Source organism: Streptomyces sp. KR80, assembly GCF_052245555.1.
In the GTDB taxonomy this organism is placed as follows: domain Bacteria; phylum Actinomycetota; class Actinomycetes; order Streptomycetales; family Streptomycetaceae; genus Streptomyces.
In genome coordinates this window covers 429477-444483 of record NZ_JBQQCD010000001.1, presented here as the reverse complement: position 1 = coordinate 444483, position 15007 = coordinate 429477, and the positions used below count along the sequence as shown (strand labels likewise).

Below are 15007 nucleotides of genomic sequence, written 5' to 3'. Positions count from 1 at the left end.
CGGTCGTTCAGGCGCCGGCGGGCTCCCGGCCGCGGCGCCGGGCCAGCAGCATGGCCACGACCGTCAGCCACAGCAGCGACAGGAACCTGCCGAGGGGAACGAGGTAGGTGAGACTGCCGTCCTCGGGCAGCAGCATCACGACCGAGCCGAGGGCGAGCGCCCCCAGGACGACGCCGGTCCACCCCAGCCACGCGGGCAGCAGCTTGGCGCGCATCAGGGCGAGGCCGCCGACCGCGACGATCGGTGCGAGGCTGATGACTACCATCGGCCCGCCGAGTACGAAGGTGATCTGGTGCACCACGAGCAGCACCGGTTCCTCGGCGATGTTCTCCGGCCGCTGCGCGACCCACTGCAGCACCCCGGACAGCAGCAGCCCGAGCGCGGAGGCGAGCCCTCCGGCGAACGTCACCAGCGCCGCCTGGACCCGGCCGGTGCGGTGGACCACCGCGCTGAACCAGGCGCTGAACCAGGCGAAGACCAGGGCGGAGACGCACAGCGCGGCGCCCGAGATCCGGGATACCCCGGGGTCCTCCATCCGCCACAGCACGATCAGCTCGGCGGCATCGTCGGCCGCGGGGTAGGTGCTGGTGGCCAAGGCGCTGTGGAACATCAGGCCGAGTATGAAGGAGCCGAAGAACACCGCGATGGCCACCACGCCGCCATATCCGGCGGCGGCTGCTGACGGGGATCGCTGATCGGCGCGTACGACAGGTGGGGATGACAGGGCGGACATTCTCGGAAACTTCCAGGGACTTGAGCGATTTGCCGGATCGAAGGGCGATGTGGGGCAGGTCCTGCCGAGGCTCAAGCCCGCTGGTGGCCCCCGACCCGGCGGCGGCCGGCGTACGTCGTCCACTCCGCGGCCGCCCCGGCGAGCACGGCCGCCACCATCGAGACCATCTGCAGCGCGCTGCCCGCGAACGGGCCGAACTCACCAGGCGCGGCCAGCCGGTCCCACACCCCCGACGACACCACGAACGCCGCGATCAGCAGATACGCCGGCATCACGAGGCCGATGACGGACGTCCACCGCCAACGGGCACCCAGCGCCACCACAGCTGCCGAGCCGAGCAGCAGCACTGCCCCCGGCGGAATCAGCGGGAACTCCCCGACTCCGGACAGCTTCTGCACGGCGATCCCGGCGGCCGCCGCGGCCAGCGCGGCGGCGTTCAGCTTGCCGGCGAACGGAAGGATCCTCTTGGTCTGCAGCTTGCTCTGCATGATCTGCCTCCAGTGCTTCGTGATCCGAATTGACACCGGAGATGGTGCGTCGGGGGCCTTCGTCGCGTCGTCAACGTGAGCGCGACACCTCCCGTACGCAGATCTGCGTACGGGAGGGCACTCCGCTGCTCTCTAGTTCGGTGTGCCCCCACTCAGAGCGGTGACCAGCGTCCTCATGTCCGGGAAAGCCCCACAGCATCTCACTACGACCTCAGGGGCGCGGCTCAGGTCCTCCCAGGGACGCGGAAGGGGCCCAGGGGCCCGCGATGGGCCCAAACGACCGGGAAGGATCGGGGAAAGCCAGGCCCCGCCGGATGGAAGCATGACTTTGACCTGCGGAAACGGGAAGTGCAAGGCAAGGTCCGGGAAGATCACGGACGAGTCGCGGAGGATTCTCGCTCTGCTGAGGACCTGAAGGTCGTGGACCACTGATGGGGCGCTTGCGGAATGTGAACGGGGCTCGACCGTGAGCGCATACCCCAGCCCGGGTCATCGGCGGAACGAGCGTCCACGACAGTGTCCGCTGCGCCTGATGACCGTTTCCCTGAAATGGGCGAAAAGCGCAGACTGAGAGAAGACCGTCCGCCGTTGGGAGGCGGACCATGGCACTGCGTGCCTCGGGTGGAAAGGGTGAGCTTGTGCCGTCAGATCGGCCGGGCGACGAGGCGGGGCGCGGGCCGCTGTGGTCCGAGCCGGGGACGCTGTTGGAACGCGTTGCGGTGGCGGTGTTCGGCGTGGATGAGGGCGGCCGGATCTGCTACTGGGGCCCCGGGGCGCAGAGCCTTTTCGGCTACCGTTCCGACGAGGCGCTGTCGAAGCCTGGTGGCATCCTCTTTCCTCGGCCTTCGGGTGGTGGCCCAGGCCCATGGACTCGCTTGTTCGAGCGGGGCCGGATGGAGGGGTACTGGCGCGGGCGGCTGCATGCGCGGCATCGGGACGGCACGGTCTTCGATGCCGGATTCCGGGTCTTTCCGGTGGCCGGGGTCGGGGGGCGTGGGGTGGTCATGGCCCTGGCGAGCCGGGGTGACGAGCTGGATCGGGTCAAGAACAATCTCGCTTTCCTCGATGTCCTCTTCGAGAGCTGTCCCATCGGCCTGGTCATGTTCGACGAGGATCTGCGCTTCGCCCACGTCAACCAGACGCTTGCCGACATGGACGGGTTGCCCATAGAGGAACACCTCGGTCGGCATGTCAGCGAGGTCGTGATCGCCTCCGACGGCGGTGAATACGAATCCGTGCTGCGTGCCGTCGCCGAGGTGGGCCGGCCGATCGTAGGGATGCTGGTGGGCGTGCGCACGAGAGGGCGCCCGGATCAGGATCAGGTGTGGTCGGTGAGCCTCTTCCCCCTCGAGCGGCCACGGGGGATCCGCTTCTTCGGGGTGGGCGGGGTGATGGTGGACGTGACGGCCCGGGAGCAGGCCATCGTGGAGGCATCAGCCGCCCGTCAGCGATTGGCGCTGCTCGACCGTGCCGCCGCCCGAATCGGCACCACCTTGGACGTGAAGGTCACCGCCCGGGAGGTAGTCGACGCCGCGGTTCCGGACTTCTGCGATGGCGCCGTCGTGGAACTCATGGAGTGGACGGATGAGAAAGAGCCGTTTGACCCGGCTCTGCCCCTGGTCACCCGCCGGATCGCCGCTGGCACCATTCTGCCTCCGCCTGCGACGGAGCTGGTCAGCGGCCTGGAGGTGGTGACGTACCCGCCAGGCTCCACCATCCACCAGGTGCTGCAAGCCGGGCGTCCTACCTCGGCTCTGGTGGACGAGGACTTCGTGACGCGGACCGTCCTGACCGAGGAGCGAGCCCGGCTGCTGATCGACAGCGGCCTGGTCAGCCTCCTTCTCGCACCCCTCATCGCCCGGGGAACCGTCCAGGGAATCGCCATATTCGGGCGGTCCGCAGCTCGGCCGGTGTTCACCGAGCAGGATCTCAGTCTTGCCGGAGAGCTGGCCTCCCGAGCCGCCCTTTGCCTGGACAACGCTCGCTTGTACAGCCGAGAACGGGACATCGCGCTCATGCTCCAACGTGCTCTGCTGCCCAGCTCGCTGGCGAGCAGGCCCTACGTGGGCATCGTTCACCGCTATCTGCCCGGCAGCCGCATCACCGAGGTCGGCGGTGACTGGTATGACGTGATTGACCTGCCCGCCCATCGGGTCGCCCTGGTCGTCGGCGACGTCATGGGGCACGGCGTACCGGCCGCTGCGGCCATGGGACGGCTGCGCATCACCGCCAGCGCACTTGCCCGACTGGACCCGGAACCGGCCGACCTGCTCACTGAACTCGACCAGTTCGCCCGGGAGTCCGGCATCGAGCTGGCGACCTGCCTCTACGTTGTCTACGACCCCACCGCCGGGCGCACCCGCATCGCCAGCGCCGGCCACCCCCCGCCTCTGGTGCTCCACCCCGACGGCCGGGTCGAGACCATCGGCGATGTCCTGGGAGTTCCCCTGGGCATCGGCGGCTGCCGCTTCCGATCGACCGATATCGACCTACCTGAGGACGCCGTCCTGGTCCTGTACACCGACGGTTTGATCGAGGCGCGCACACACGATATCCAGGAGGGACTGGCCGCACTCCGCGCAGAACTGCATGGGTCGCCCGGCCCGTTGGAGGCTACAGCCGACCGCATCATCGCCCGCCTGCTGCCGGGCGAACCCACTGATGACACCGTGCTCGTTCTCGCCCGTGTACGCCGCATGCCCGCCCGCGGAATGGCGGGCCGGATCCTCCACCTGCGACCGCCGGCGAAGCCGTGGCCCATCCGCCGAACCGGCCGGCGATGGAGCCGACCAGCACGTGCCAGCTGAGGAAAGCATGTCCCGCGGCGGTACGTACACCTGTGCCCACTCGCCGACTCGTCACGGACAGCCACCGCGGTCTCCCACGCTACGGGCATTCCTCGCCCGCCGCAGCCCCCCCGCCCCTCACCCTCCTGGCCTGGGTCAGCTGGCGCCAGAACGACGTCATCACCGCCCGCCTCGCGCTCAAGCAGGCATTGACCACCGCCCCCCACTACGAACTCGCCGGCCTGCTCCACTGCGCTATCAACGACGCTGCGCGCGGCTGCGCGCACGCAGCGTACGGTGGCGCAGGGCACGTCGCTCTTCCTCCTCGAGGCCGCCCCAGATGCCGGACTCCTGGTTGTTCTCCAGCGCCCAGTCCAGGCACTGGTCGGTGACCGGACAGCGTCGGCAGAGGGCCTTGGCCTGCTGGACCTGGACGGCGGCGGGGCCCGAGTTGCCGATGGGGAAGAAGAGTTCCGGGTCCGCGTTGCGGCAAGCGGCGTCCTGACGCCAGTTCATGGTGTGCTCTCCGATCCGCGCCCGTCCCGGGCGCATGGCGTGGGGTCCGCCGCCCCGCGTACCCGCGACGACCCGCAAGCACTCTCCTCACCATCGCCCGCGACACCCGAGCCGAACAGCTGGCGCGGTCGGCGCATGGACACCCGCACGAACTGAGCGACCCGGCAGCTCCGGCATCTCACCCGGGGCCGCCCCGATCAGATCGGGGTCTCTTCCTTGCTGGCTGCCGCGGATTCGAGCAGGTCGGCGACGCGCGTACGGCCCGTCGTCCGCGCCGTGTCGACCACGGCCGCGCTCGGCTGCCTGTGCTGGGCCCTGGTCCTGCACGGGCGCTGAGACTGCCGAGCGGCACAGCCACTCGTTGATGGCCGCGACCAGCACGGTCGCTTCATAGCGGACGCGAGTTTGATATCCCTATGGATGTCAACTGGCCGCTGTTACCGGTCGGTTTCCCCGGCTCTTCCCATGCGCCGCCCCGCCGGGAGGACCCGCCCACCGGTCGGTCCGGCTCCTCCCCCCGGGGGGCGATCGATGCACTCTGTCCGGCGAGATGCCCGACGCTTCGCGTGCGTCGTACGGTTGATCTGTGAAGGTCATCGCCCGGCAGGAGCGGCGGCACGATCTTGCGGATGTCGTGTACGTGCCGACGATTCAGGATCCGGAGCGCCTCGAGAGCGCCCTGCGGGCGGAGGCGTCGCTCGTCCGGCAGTCGGTCCGCTACGGCAGATCCGACCCCTCCCGTCCGCCCTGGCTGGTGGCCGCGCAGCCCTTCGAGCTCGGGCCCGGGCTGACGCGGCAGCTGGAGCGGCTGGGCGCTGCGGTCTTCGCGCTCTGCGACGCCGTCCAGGACCTGTACGCCGAAGGCGATCCCCGGCTCCGCGCTGCTCTGGACATCGGCGTGCCCGAGGATCTGCGCGGCCTCGACCTGCGGCGCTACATCGAGCTGTTCCGGCTCGACGTCGTGGTCAGCCGCGGGACACCGAAGGTGACCGAGATGGAGGAGGCATTCGGCAACGTCGGGAAGATGCACGCCCTGGAGGAGGCCTACGGCGTGTCCGCCGCCCCGCTCTTTGAGGCGTTTCACCGACGGGGCATCGAGCGGATCTGGATGGACGACCGGTACCCGACCTACCAATCCGAGAACGAGCTGGTCGCCCGGCGCCTGCTGGAGGACTTCGGGCGCCGCGTGGATGTGGAGTTCTTCTCGGCCTTCCGCGACGACGGACGCACAGGCTGGCGGTTCTGCTACGTCAAGGAGCTACGGCAGTACGACGAGCGGCTCCGCCGGGACATCGTGAGGGCGGCGGAGCGCCTGATCAATCCGCTGTTCCACGGCTACGGCACGAAGGCGCTGCTCTCCCTGCCGTGGGACCGGGCCTTGGAGGAGCGGATCGCCCTGCGGCTCGGTCAGGACACCATGGCCCTCCTCCAGGCCGCCGTGCCTCAGTCGTACGTGATGCCGGAGAGCCCCGATGAGGAGTTCCTGGGCAGGCTCATGGCGGACGGCCGGAACAAGGTGCTCAAGGTGATCGATTCCGAGGTGTCGGAGTTCACCTGGGGCAGCCGCGGCGTCTTCTTCGGCGATCACTCGGCCGCCCGCTGGCACAGGACCGTTCGCGCGGCCGCCGCCGGACACGTTCCCGGCCATCCCGAGGCCGGATCCACCCGATATCTCATCAGTGATCTCGTCGACAGCGACCGGTTCGACGTGGCGTTCCTCCACCCAGAGAGCCGGCAGCTGTGCGTCATGCCCCGGGCACGGCTCCGTCTCACCCCGATCTACGCGCGGCAGCAGCGGCCGGGGACGGACTGCGAACTGCTCGGCGGGCACGCGACGTTCGTCAATACCAGCCGCAAGGTGCACCTGGGCCACCACGCCATCTGCACCCCGTTCGTCATCGAACGGCTCGAGACACCGTCGGCCATATGATGGCCGCTCGCCTGGCGGTGGCCCGGTCATGGCCCCATGCCCCTGCCCGGAGCCAGGCGGGTCACCACCTCGGTGAAGGACGCGCTGAGGCCCTCGAGCCGCCAGCGCGTGTTCTCCCGCTCGGTGACCAGCGCCGACAGGAGCAGGGCGGTCAGCGCCACGGACCGTTGAATGCCCGGAGGGTGACCATCTGCGCGAGCAGGCTGTGGCCCTCGAAGGGGCCTCCGCCCAGCGCCGCCGCGGTGATCGTTAGCAGGGAGATGACCAGCGTGCAGGGCGCGGCACCGGCCGGCCCCGTGGCGGCCCTTGTATCCTCCTCAGACCAAGATCGAGTGGACACACACTCGGTCATCGCGGCGTTCAGCGAGCTTGGACGACCGTGACGCGGTCGTCGGGGCAGGAGGCCATGAGTCGTCGCAGGGTGCCAGCCTCATCCGGGGCCACAGACAAACGTCAGCGGATCTTCACCGCAGTCCACTCGGTGAGCCCGGGAGGCAGATGACATGGTGCTGGCGGCCCCAGTCGGAGCCAGTGATGGAATCGGGCGGATGGTCCCGCCGGCTCAGCGTGACTGGCCGTCATCATGGGACGGCCCTCGTTTCGACCATGTACACACTATTGCGAGTTGAGACGGCGTATAGCCGACCGTTGGCGCCCATAATGGGGCTTAGGGGCTCTCGCTTGAAGCGTTGTGCGGGGTGCTGTGGGAGTATGCCTCGGTCTTGCTTTCCCGTGTGTGAGTCAAGAACGATGGTGCTTCCGTCAGTTGCGGAGTAATAAAGCTTCTGGCCGAAGAGGGTCGGCATGCTGTTCCGCATAGGGGGATTCGCCTTCCACCGTATCCTTCCGCTCTTGATGTCCGCAGCGATGGTCTTACCAGAGTCGTCCTGGAGGTAGAACGTGTCGCCGTCAGCGATCCCGTAAAGCCCGGCGGCCGCCCAGTTAAAGCCTTCCGCTGAGTGGCGTACCCCGAAGCCTCCTGGGATGGGGACACGCACGTCATTGCGGGTGCGGATGTCGAGGTGCACCACTGCGACATTCCTGGAGGTACCGCTGTAGCCTCCGCTAGTCTTGACCACCTTGTCGCCCCGTTCGACCAGGTATAGGGCGCCCGGCACGGATGCCCCGAAGTTCAGCGTCCCTGTCTTGGTGGCGGTCCAAGCCGCGTGCCCGGTCCTGGGTTCCAGGGCGGTGATCACGGTGCGCTGGGGTTGTTCGCTCTCAGGTGGCTGCGTTCGGATCGTGTACGGCCCAATGGGTGTAGCGATAAGCAACTCATGGGGCCGAAGAGTTCGCTTCCAGCGAATGTGCCGGGTGACCACGTCAGTCGCTAGGATCTGAGGTTTGGGCTTCGACAGGTCCGTTATGTAGAGAGTAGATCCCACCAACTGCGCCGCCTGGAATCCTGGCGTGTCGTTGAAGAACTCGTGATCCGGGATCAGTTCAGTCCACAGCGTCCTGCCGGTTTCGGCGTCCAGCGCGGAGACCCTGGAACGTAGGGGCTCCCATGATTTGCCGTCGCGGCGGGCACGCTGTTGGACGGTGAACACCATGCCGTGGGAAACACCGAGCACGACCACGCCGCTGAACGGTGGCTTCGAAACGCCGAATTCCTCATCATGGCGGCCGCCGGCCCACGCCACTTCACCGTCGTCTGTATTGACGCGCACGATCGAGTCATTGCCGGTCGCGCAATAGATGGCACCAAGGAGAGCACATCTGCGAATGCCACCATGCGCAGTGAGCGACGTCTCCCACGTGTTTCGGCCCGTCGTGTCGGCCGGGGGTGACCAGACGGTCACGGCCCGCCCGCGGCTGCCGCAGGCGCCAGGGCCGTGAGGCCAGCCAGCCAGGCGGGTACTCGCCGGGTGAGCCGGCGGGCTGTGACGGCGCGGAGCGTGTGCACCACTCTGAAGTGGGTCTTTTTCTGCTGCTGTTCAGGGGTGGAGAGCTCAGCGAGAACTTCTGCAGGGGTGGGGCGTTCAGTTGGGCGCTTTCTCAGACAGGCAGAGACCAGATTGCGTAAAGGATCGGACAGGGCGCTGAGGTCCGGCTCTTCGTGAATGCTTCGGTAGGCTGCTGCGTAAGGGCTGCCCGCTTCGAAGGGGCTGTGCCCGGTGGCAGCGAAGACTAGCGTGCAGCCCAAGGAGAACACGTCAGCTGCAGGCCCCGCATCCGATGGAGCGGTGAACTGTTCCGGCGCCATGAAGGCGTGCGTACCGACGATCTGTCCCGTGGCCGTCAGCGGGTTGCCGTCCAGGGCTCGGGAGACACCGAAGTCGATGATGAGCGGGCCGCGCTCGCTCAGCAGGACGTTGCCGGGCTTGAGATCGCGATGTACCACCCCAGCCCGGTGGATATCCCGCAGTGCGCCGGCCAGGGCCTTCGCCAACAAGCACAGCTCTTGCCCGTCCAGCGGGCCGCTCTCTCCCACCCGAACGGCGAGCGATTCTCCTGGTATGTACTGGCTGGCCATCCATGGGTTCGGAGCGTAGGGATCAGCGTCGATGATGGGAGCGGTGAACTCGCTGTGGACCATCCGAGCGGCAGCGACTTCCAGCTCGAAGCGTGCCCGGAACTCAGGGTCCTCGGCCCATTGACGCCCTATCACCTTCAGGGCGACCGTACGTCCGGAGTCGGAATGCGCTCTGTACACCACGCCCATGCCGCCCGACCCCAGCCGACTCTCCAGGCGATAGCCGCCCAAATAGGTAGGGTCGCCCTTTCGCAGCGTCACCCAAGCCCCCTCCGCCGTGACACCTGTCCGAAGTCGCGGGCCAGCCTAGGGTCAGCAGGCTCGATGATGTCGCCCTGTCGTGCCGATCCAACCCAGCGAAACGTTACTGCGGGACTGTAAATCGATCGGCTCTGGAGCACTTGCGGTGGTCGCGGCGGGTGACCGAACGGTCGTCGTTGTTGCTGGCGTTGAGCTTCTGGAGATCGTTTCCCTCAGCTTGCCTGGGTGCATGTTCAACGCCTGGGCCTGGAAGACGAGTTGGTCAATAGATCCCTTTCACGGAGGCGGTGTCAGGCCAAGGCTGGCCTGGGGACTTGGCGTACTGGCGCCGTCGGCCGGTGCGGAGCTGGGGACCGCGAACAGCGGCTTGACGTCCTGATAGGACTGTCAGCTGTCCATGACGGCGGCTGCTGTCCGCTGATCTCCGGTGAGCAGGGCACGTTCGACATCACCCAGGATGTAGAAGGGATCTGGCGGACAGCGTTCCCCGTCTCGGGAGGTGTTTGAGGGGGGACAGAGGCTGTTTTTTGAACTCTCGCCCCTGAGGCCCGGCCGACTGACGGCTCACAACCAGGGCAGCAAGTCGGCAGCGGCCTCGCCGACCGGCAGAGAAGTTCACGCGACCTCACCGGTGTCACGGAGGAGGTCGAGATCCGCCTCCGGCGCGCTTAGCGGGCCGGACTTACGCGTGACCGGCACGCATGCCTCTCCTTCGTCCTTCAAGAGCTTCTCCAGGTCCTCGACTCGGAGATAGCAGTCACCGTCGACGCCCCAGTCACGCCCCCACGAGTTACGCAGCCGTACGACGGGCATGGTGCCCCCTTGTCCGTCGAGACGCGCCTTGAGCGAGACGCCGCGAACGAGGATCGCGTGGCCTCCGAACTCGCCCGGAAGGACCTCGAGCAGTCCGTTGGGAGCTGGCTCGAACATCGAGTCGTACCACTTGACGCCGATCACGACGGGTCCGAAGTACCCCAGCGTCCGCAGCACGTCGTCGACACCGAACGCCCAGCGGTACTCCTCCATGTACCCGCGGGCGACGACCGCCTTCGCGCCTGCCAGCACGGACGTACCGCTGTAGTTCTCCCCGGGCCACTCATCGAGCCGCCGTGCATCCTTGTACACCTCGCGGGCGAAGCTGTCGTTCACGCCGGGCACTTGCACCGGAGTGGCGATAAGCTCGTGGGACCAGGCGAAGCCCACGCATGCGCCCTCGTGACCCTGGTTGAGCCAGCTCGGACAGGCCCATCCGGCCGAGCGCAACGGTGCTCGCTCGGTCACCAGCATCCGAATTGGATAGTCCTTGCTGCGCTCGTCAAACTCCGGGATGCGGTCGAGTCGCGGGTCGATGGTCGTGTTGCCGTTCTTCAAACGTAGGGCGCCCATGTCACTCCTCAATTCGATGCGACCGGTCACTAGCTGACATGACGTGGTGCCGCAGCGCATCCGGAGGGTCGGGCCGTTGCGCCATGTGGGGCACGTGCGACTGGCATATGGCAACGTGAGGGGTGTCGGCTGACGACCACCTCCTCTCGGCCAGGCCCGGGACCGAGCGCAGCATGGTCGACTACCGGCTCCACACCACGGTGGATCCGCAGCCCGGCTGGGACGGCCGGCAACCCATGATGATTTCGTCCGCCGTTCGGATGGGCTCCGCTCAGCCCGGACGCTCGCGAGGGGGCGGAAGGACCGGGAGGGATCAGGACAGGACAGGGTCACCCCGTACAGGAAAGCGGCTCTGACCTGCGGAAACGGGAGTATGAGGCAGGATCCGGAAGACCACGGACCGTTTCGGCCCCCAACTCCAACAGGGGAGACCTCCTCAACCTGTCCCGTCAGCACTCCAGGCTCCGCTTCCAGGGAGGCGGAGCCGCAGCGTTCAGCGAGCTAGTGCCGCATCAAGCAACGTTCGCCCTGTTCTGATGTGACGAGCCGTCCGGGTTTTGTCCTGGGCTTTGTGGCCGTCAGGCTGTGCGGGTGGCAGAACGAGTAGCCGTCCGTGAGATCGATGACGACGAGGGCAGGCGGCTGCTGCGGGTCATCCGCCGCGGCACGGGGTCGGTGGTGACCTGGAGACGGGCCCAGATGCTGCTGCTGTCCGCGCAGGGCATGGCCGTGGCGAAGATCGCCGAGGTGACCTTCACCAGCCCGGACCGGGTCCGGGACGTGATCCACAACTTCAACACCGACGGCTTCGATTCCCTCTACCCCAAGTGCAAGGGCGGCCGGCCGAAGACCTTCACACTGCCCAAGCGGCGCGAGATCAAGAAGATCGCCAAGTCCCGGCCCGCCGAACACGGCTTGCCGTTCTCGACCTGGAGCCTGACCAAACTGGCGGACTTCCTGGTCGCCGAGGTGGTGGTCGACGACATCAGCCACGAGGGCCTGCGCATCCTGCTCCGCGTGGAAGGCGTCTCCGCCGGCGACCGCCTTCGAACTGTCCCCGTCTCCGGCCTGCTGCCGGAGAGCTACATCTGGGCACACCACCAACTCGACGATGGGCACCCTGCACCACGCACTACCAGCTGACACGGTCAGACGGTTACAGGGCAAACGTTGCTTGATGCAGCACTAGGTGGCCGGTTGTCGCGGCCGCCGCCCGACCCGGATGTGAACCAGGCCGGTCACTTCTCCTCGTTGTCCGGTACCAAGCCTGACCTCGAGTACAGCGACTAGGTTCTATCCGGTTGATCAAGCAAGCGGCTTGCGGTAGCGGGCGTACTCGTTCTGTCGCTGGGACCGGTGCGGATGCGCCGTGCCCGTGTACAGCCGGGCGGTCACTGCACCCTGCTCGCGCAGGCTGCGCAGTCCGTCCAGCAACAGGGCCCGGCCGATTCCGAGACGTCTCCGATCAGCCCGGACGCTCAGCTCTTCGACTTCGCCCACGGTCGGATCGTGGCGGCGGATGGAACAGAGGGCGACGCCAACCATCTGCTCCCCGTCCCACGCAGCCTTCCAGCATGCCGCGTCGGCGGTGTCAACGAAGTCCTGGAAGGTGCCCTTCTCCGTGAAGGCGGTACCCGCATACGCATCGACAACCGTCTTCCAGGCCGCACGGTAGTGGCTTGTCCGAACTGGCCCCGTTCTTATCCCGACCGGCAGCTCGCTGCCCTGCTCGGGCAGCTGCCGCAGTTGGCCCAGCTCCAGGTCGACCAGGCTGAAGACACGTCGGTAACCGGCTCGGAGCAGGAGCGCCGTGGCCTCCTGCTCGGAGGCCGTGGCGTTCGCGCCGATCACTGCCGTTCGCGCCGTTCCATGCTGGCTGACCAGCTGGCGGATCCGCTGTTCGGCCCAGCTGAGCATGGCTGAGCCGATGCCCTGACCGCGATGCTCGGGCAGGAGGTAGCCACGGTGCAGGTACAGCCACGTACCGTCCCGCTCCTGCCACCACCGGATCGTCGAGTAGCCGACGACGCCCCCGTCGTACACCACCACGATCTGGTTCTCGGACGGCTCATCCAACGTGGCAGAGACTTCGGCGATCTCGGCCGCTGTCGGGAGCCCTTCCACAATTGAGTGGGCATCGACTCGGTCCCGCTCTGCACAACCCAGCCGCACAGCGGCCATGGCGCCATGGTTCGTCGCCGCGATACGGCCGGAAACCGAAGCCGACCGGCAGGCCAAGCGGTGCCCGCCAGCAGTTCGTTCAGGTCCGGGATGTGGTTGTAGAGCGTGCCCGGGGAGACGCCCAGCAGCTTGGCGATCGAGGTGATGGAGCGGCCGAGGTCGGGCAGCAGGTCACGGGCCGCGCGGATGACTTCCTCGGTGGCGACCGTGGGACGGCCGCCGACCCGGCCGCGGGCGCGGGGCGCGTCTTCAGCATGCAGGCACTGTGCCTGCGCGGTAGAGCTTGATGACGTCAGCCTGTGGCGTCCGGGGCTACGGGAGCGGAAGGCTGGGCTTCTGCGGCCAAAGGTGCTGTCCGTACTTGGCAGATCCTCGTCGAGCAGTGGTCAGTCGGCGGTGTGAGTGATCGGCAGGCGTTGGGTGAAGGTCTTGCCGCCATCGCGGGATTCGTAGACGCCGTTCTGGGTGGCGGCGAGGACTCGGTCGGCATCGACGGCGGTCAGGGCCTGGGGCTGACCGCCGGGGACGGTGGCGGTCTTCTTCCAGGTGACGCCGTTGTCGGGGCTGCGGTGCAGCGCGCCGGTGGGGTCGATGCCGTACAGGCCGGCGGGCTTGGTCCAGGAGAGGTAGGCCATCACCGGTTCGGCGCCGGGGGTGAAGTTCTTCCCGCCGTTGGTGCTCTTGGCCACGCCGTCTTCGGTGGTGGCCAGTACCAGGTCGGGGTTGGCGGGGCTGACGGCGATGTCGAGGGCGGCGAGCTCGGCTCGGTTGTCCCACGTCTTGCCGTCGTTGCTGACGCGGAGCATGCCGGCTGTGCTGTCGTAGCCGTAGATGGTGTTGTGGGCGTAGTCCAGGGCGTGGAAGTCGGCTTCGCCTGCCAGGGAGCGGGTCTTCCAGGTCTTGCCGGAGTCGGTGCTTTCGATCAGTCCGCGGTTCGCGTGGTCGGCGCTGCCTTCGGCGGGATGGCCGCTGCCAAGGAAGGTGTTCGCCTTGGCGACGGTGAAGCCCATGTAGTCGGCGGTGTCGCCGACCCGGCGGGGGGAGCCGTCCTTGTCGACGGTGATGATGCCCTCGTGGGTGGCGATGTACAGCCGCCCGTCCGCGGGGTCGACGCCGAGCCCATGGACATGGCTGACAGCCGCCGCCTCGGGACCTGACTCCTCGGAGGGGTCCGCGGTACCGGTGTCACCGGAGCCGCCTGTACAGGCGGTCAGAACAGCCGCAAGCAGAACGGCGGCGGCAGCTGCGGCGGAACGGGGACGGATTGTCATCTGAGTCCTTGGTGACGGATGCTGCTGGTCAGAGCGGCTGAACACGGCCGCCGCATGAGGCCGGGGAGCGGGTCACGGTCTGGTCGTCTCCGGTCGCCGCGCGGGCGGCGCCGTGGGGTCTGCGGGCCGGGTCGGGTCTGCTCGCGTAGCAGGCGCAGTTCCTCGCGGGTGCGGCGAATCTCCTCCTCGACGCTCTGCGCTGTGCGCTGGGGAGACGGTAGGCCACAGCCATCCTCTCTGCGCATCGGGCGGATGCACAGCAGGTAGGTGGCGGCTGCGGCGAGAGCGGTCGCGATCAGGGGAAGCCAGATGCCGGTCATGGCGATGATCGCTTGTGGAGGTCGGCGTTCGCCTCGGGGGTCCGCTCCCCGCGGAGGGCTTCGACCTCTTGGCGCAGGCGGGCGAGCTCCTGCTCCTGCGCGGTCCCCGGGGCCGTGTGCGGCGGCTGGCCGGTAGCGGGCCGCTTGCCCCGCATCATCAGCCACATCATGAGCCCCATGCCGACGGGACAGGCCAGCGCGGGGAGCAGGTAGACCAGGTTGTCCATCACAGATCCTCAGATGTGTCGCAGGCCGGTCAGCGGACCTTCTCCATGGAGAGCCCGCAGCAGCAGGTGGGGTTGCGGTCTCCTCCGTGCCCGGGAGCCGCGCCTTTGGTCACGGTGATCTCGCAGCCACATTCGGGGTCCGGGCAGCGATACACCTCGCCGGTAACGAATGCCATGACTGGCCTCCTCCGCGATACGTTCCTACGTTCGCGAGGCTAGAACCTTGCCCCATGGGCAAGGTCAAGCCTTGGTTGGCGGCCATTGCCGTCGCCTCCGACCCGGCCCTGAGCTGCGGTGTGGCGATGGCCGACCGTGATCGCGGGCATCGGCTGGGACGCGTGCCTTAGCATGGCGCGCATGTCGCGACGCGTGCTGTTGCCGCTCCGGGCGTGGTCCGGGGCGGTTGTCGTATGCGCGCTCGTGTTTTGCCTG

12 protein-coding genes and 3 pseudogenes are annotated in these 15007 nt (G+C 67.7%); 4 read left to right on the top strand and 11 right to left on the bottom strand.

Annotated elements, in window-relative coordinates:
- Window positions 1-7: 7 nt before the first annotated feature.
- Window positions 8-733, bottom strand: coding sequence for a hypothetical protein (locus ACTWQI_RS02010; RefSeq protein WP_443266771.1), 726 nt, complete (start codon window positions 731-733; stop codon window positions 8-10).
- 71 nt (window positions 734-804) lie between these two features.
- Window positions 805-1221, bottom strand: a complete 417-nt coding sequence (locus tag ACTWQI_RS02005; RefSeq protein ID WP_443266770.1) for a hypothetical protein — start codon at window positions 1219-1221, stop codon at window positions 805-807.
- 638 nt (window positions 1222-1859) lie between these two features.
- Between ACTWQI_RS02005 and ACTWQI_RS02000 the strand changes: the two genes are divergently transcribed.
- Entirely contained in the window at window positions 1860-4028 is a 2169-nt protein-coding gene (locus ACTWQI_RS02000) for a SpoIIE family protein phosphatase (RefSeq protein ID WP_443266768.1), read from the top strand.
- Window positions 4001-4216 (top strand): annotated as a pseudogene (locus tag ACTWQI_RS01995) (hypothetical protein); the annotation flags it as partial. The gene ACTWQI_RS02000 and the pseudogene ACTWQI_RS01995, both read left to right, overlap by 28 nt.
- Window positions 4217-4265: 49 nt before the next feature.
- Here the strand turns inward: ACTWQI_RS01995 and ACTWQI_RS01990 are convergent.
- Complete coding sequence (locus ACTWQI_RS01990; RefSeq protein ID WP_443266766.1) at window positions 4266-4523, bottom strand: WhiB family transcriptional regulator; 258 nt, start codon at window positions 4521-4523, stop codon at window positions 4266-4268.
- Between the two features lie 586 nt (window positions 4524-5109).
- On the opposite strand from ACTWQI_RS01990, the gene ACTWQI_RS01985 reads away from it, so the two are divergent.
- Window positions 5110-6453 (top strand): hypothetical protein, encoded by a 1344-nt coding sequence (locus ACTWQI_RS01985; protein ID WP_443266764.1) that lies wholly within the window; start codon window positions 5110-5112, stop codon window positions 6451-6453.
- Window positions 6454-6479: 26 nt separating this feature from the next.
- On the opposite strand, the gene ACTWQI_RS01980 is transcribed toward ACTWQI_RS01985, so the two are convergent.
- The 4 genes from ACTWQI_RS01980 to ACTWQI_RS01965 form a co-directional block, all read right to left on the bottom strand.
- Window positions 6480-6614 carry a hypothetical protein gene (locus ACTWQI_RS01980; RefSeq protein WP_443266762.1) on the bottom strand — a complete coding sequence of 45 codons (135 nt, stop codon included), beginning with the start codon at window positions 6612-6614 and terminating at the stop codon, window positions 6480-6482.
- A 420-nt stretch (window positions 6615-7034) separates the two neighbouring features.
- Window positions 7035-8123, bottom strand: coding sequence for an outer membrane protein assembly factor BamB family protein (locus ACTWQI_RS01975; protein WP_443266760.1), 1089 nt, complete (start codon window positions 8121-8123; stop codon window positions 7035-7037).
- A gap of 128 nt (window positions 8124-8251) precedes the next feature.
- Complete coding sequence (locus ACTWQI_RS01970) at window positions 8252-9190, bottom strand: serine/threonine-protein kinase (RefSeq protein WP_443266758.1); 939 nt, start codon at window positions 9188-9190, stop codon at window positions 8252-8254.
- 615 nt (window positions 9191-9805) lie between these two features.
- Window positions 9806-10576 (bottom strand): hypothetical protein, encoded by a 771-nt coding sequence (locus tag ACTWQI_RS01965; RefSeq protein WP_443266756.1) that lies wholly within the window; start codon window positions 10574-10576, stop codon window positions 9806-9808.
- A 591-nt stretch (window positions 10577-11167) separates the two neighbouring features.
- On the opposite strand from ACTWQI_RS01965, the pseudogene ACTWQI_RS01960 reads away from it, so the two are divergent.
- Window positions 11168-11608, top strand: a pseudogene (locus ACTWQI_RS01960) (helix-turn-helix domain-containing protein); the annotation flags it as partial.
- Window positions 11609-11881: 273 nt separating this feature from the next.
- Here the strand turns inward: ACTWQI_RS01960 and ACTWQI_RS01955 are convergent.
- From ACTWQI_RS01955 to ACTWQI_RS01940, 4 genes and pseudogenes are all read right to left on the bottom strand, one after another.
- Window positions 11882-12809: pseudogene (locus ACTWQI_RS01955) on the bottom strand (GNAT family N-acetyltransferase).
- A 334-nt stretch (window positions 12810-13143) separates the two neighbouring features.
- The gene (locus ACTWQI_RS01950) at window positions 13144-14028 is read right to left on the bottom strand and encodes a F510_1955 family glycosylhydrolase (protein WP_443266753.1); all 885 of its coding nucleotides are present in this window, start codon (window positions 14026-14028) and stop codon (window positions 13144-13146) included.
- Between the two features lie 316 nt (window positions 14029-14344).
- Entirely contained in the window at window positions 14345-14575 is a 231-nt protein-coding gene (locus ACTWQI_RS01945) for a hypothetical protein (RefSeq protein WP_443266752.1), read from the bottom strand.
- Window positions 14576-14604: 29 nt separating this feature from the next.
- Window positions 14605-14751: a hypothetical protein gene (locus tag ACTWQI_RS01940; RefSeq protein ID WP_443266750.1), complete on the bottom strand. Its 147-nt coding sequence runs from the start codon at window positions 14749-14751 to the stop codon at window positions 14605-14607.
- Between the last annotated feature and the right edge of the window lie 256 nt (window positions 14752-15007).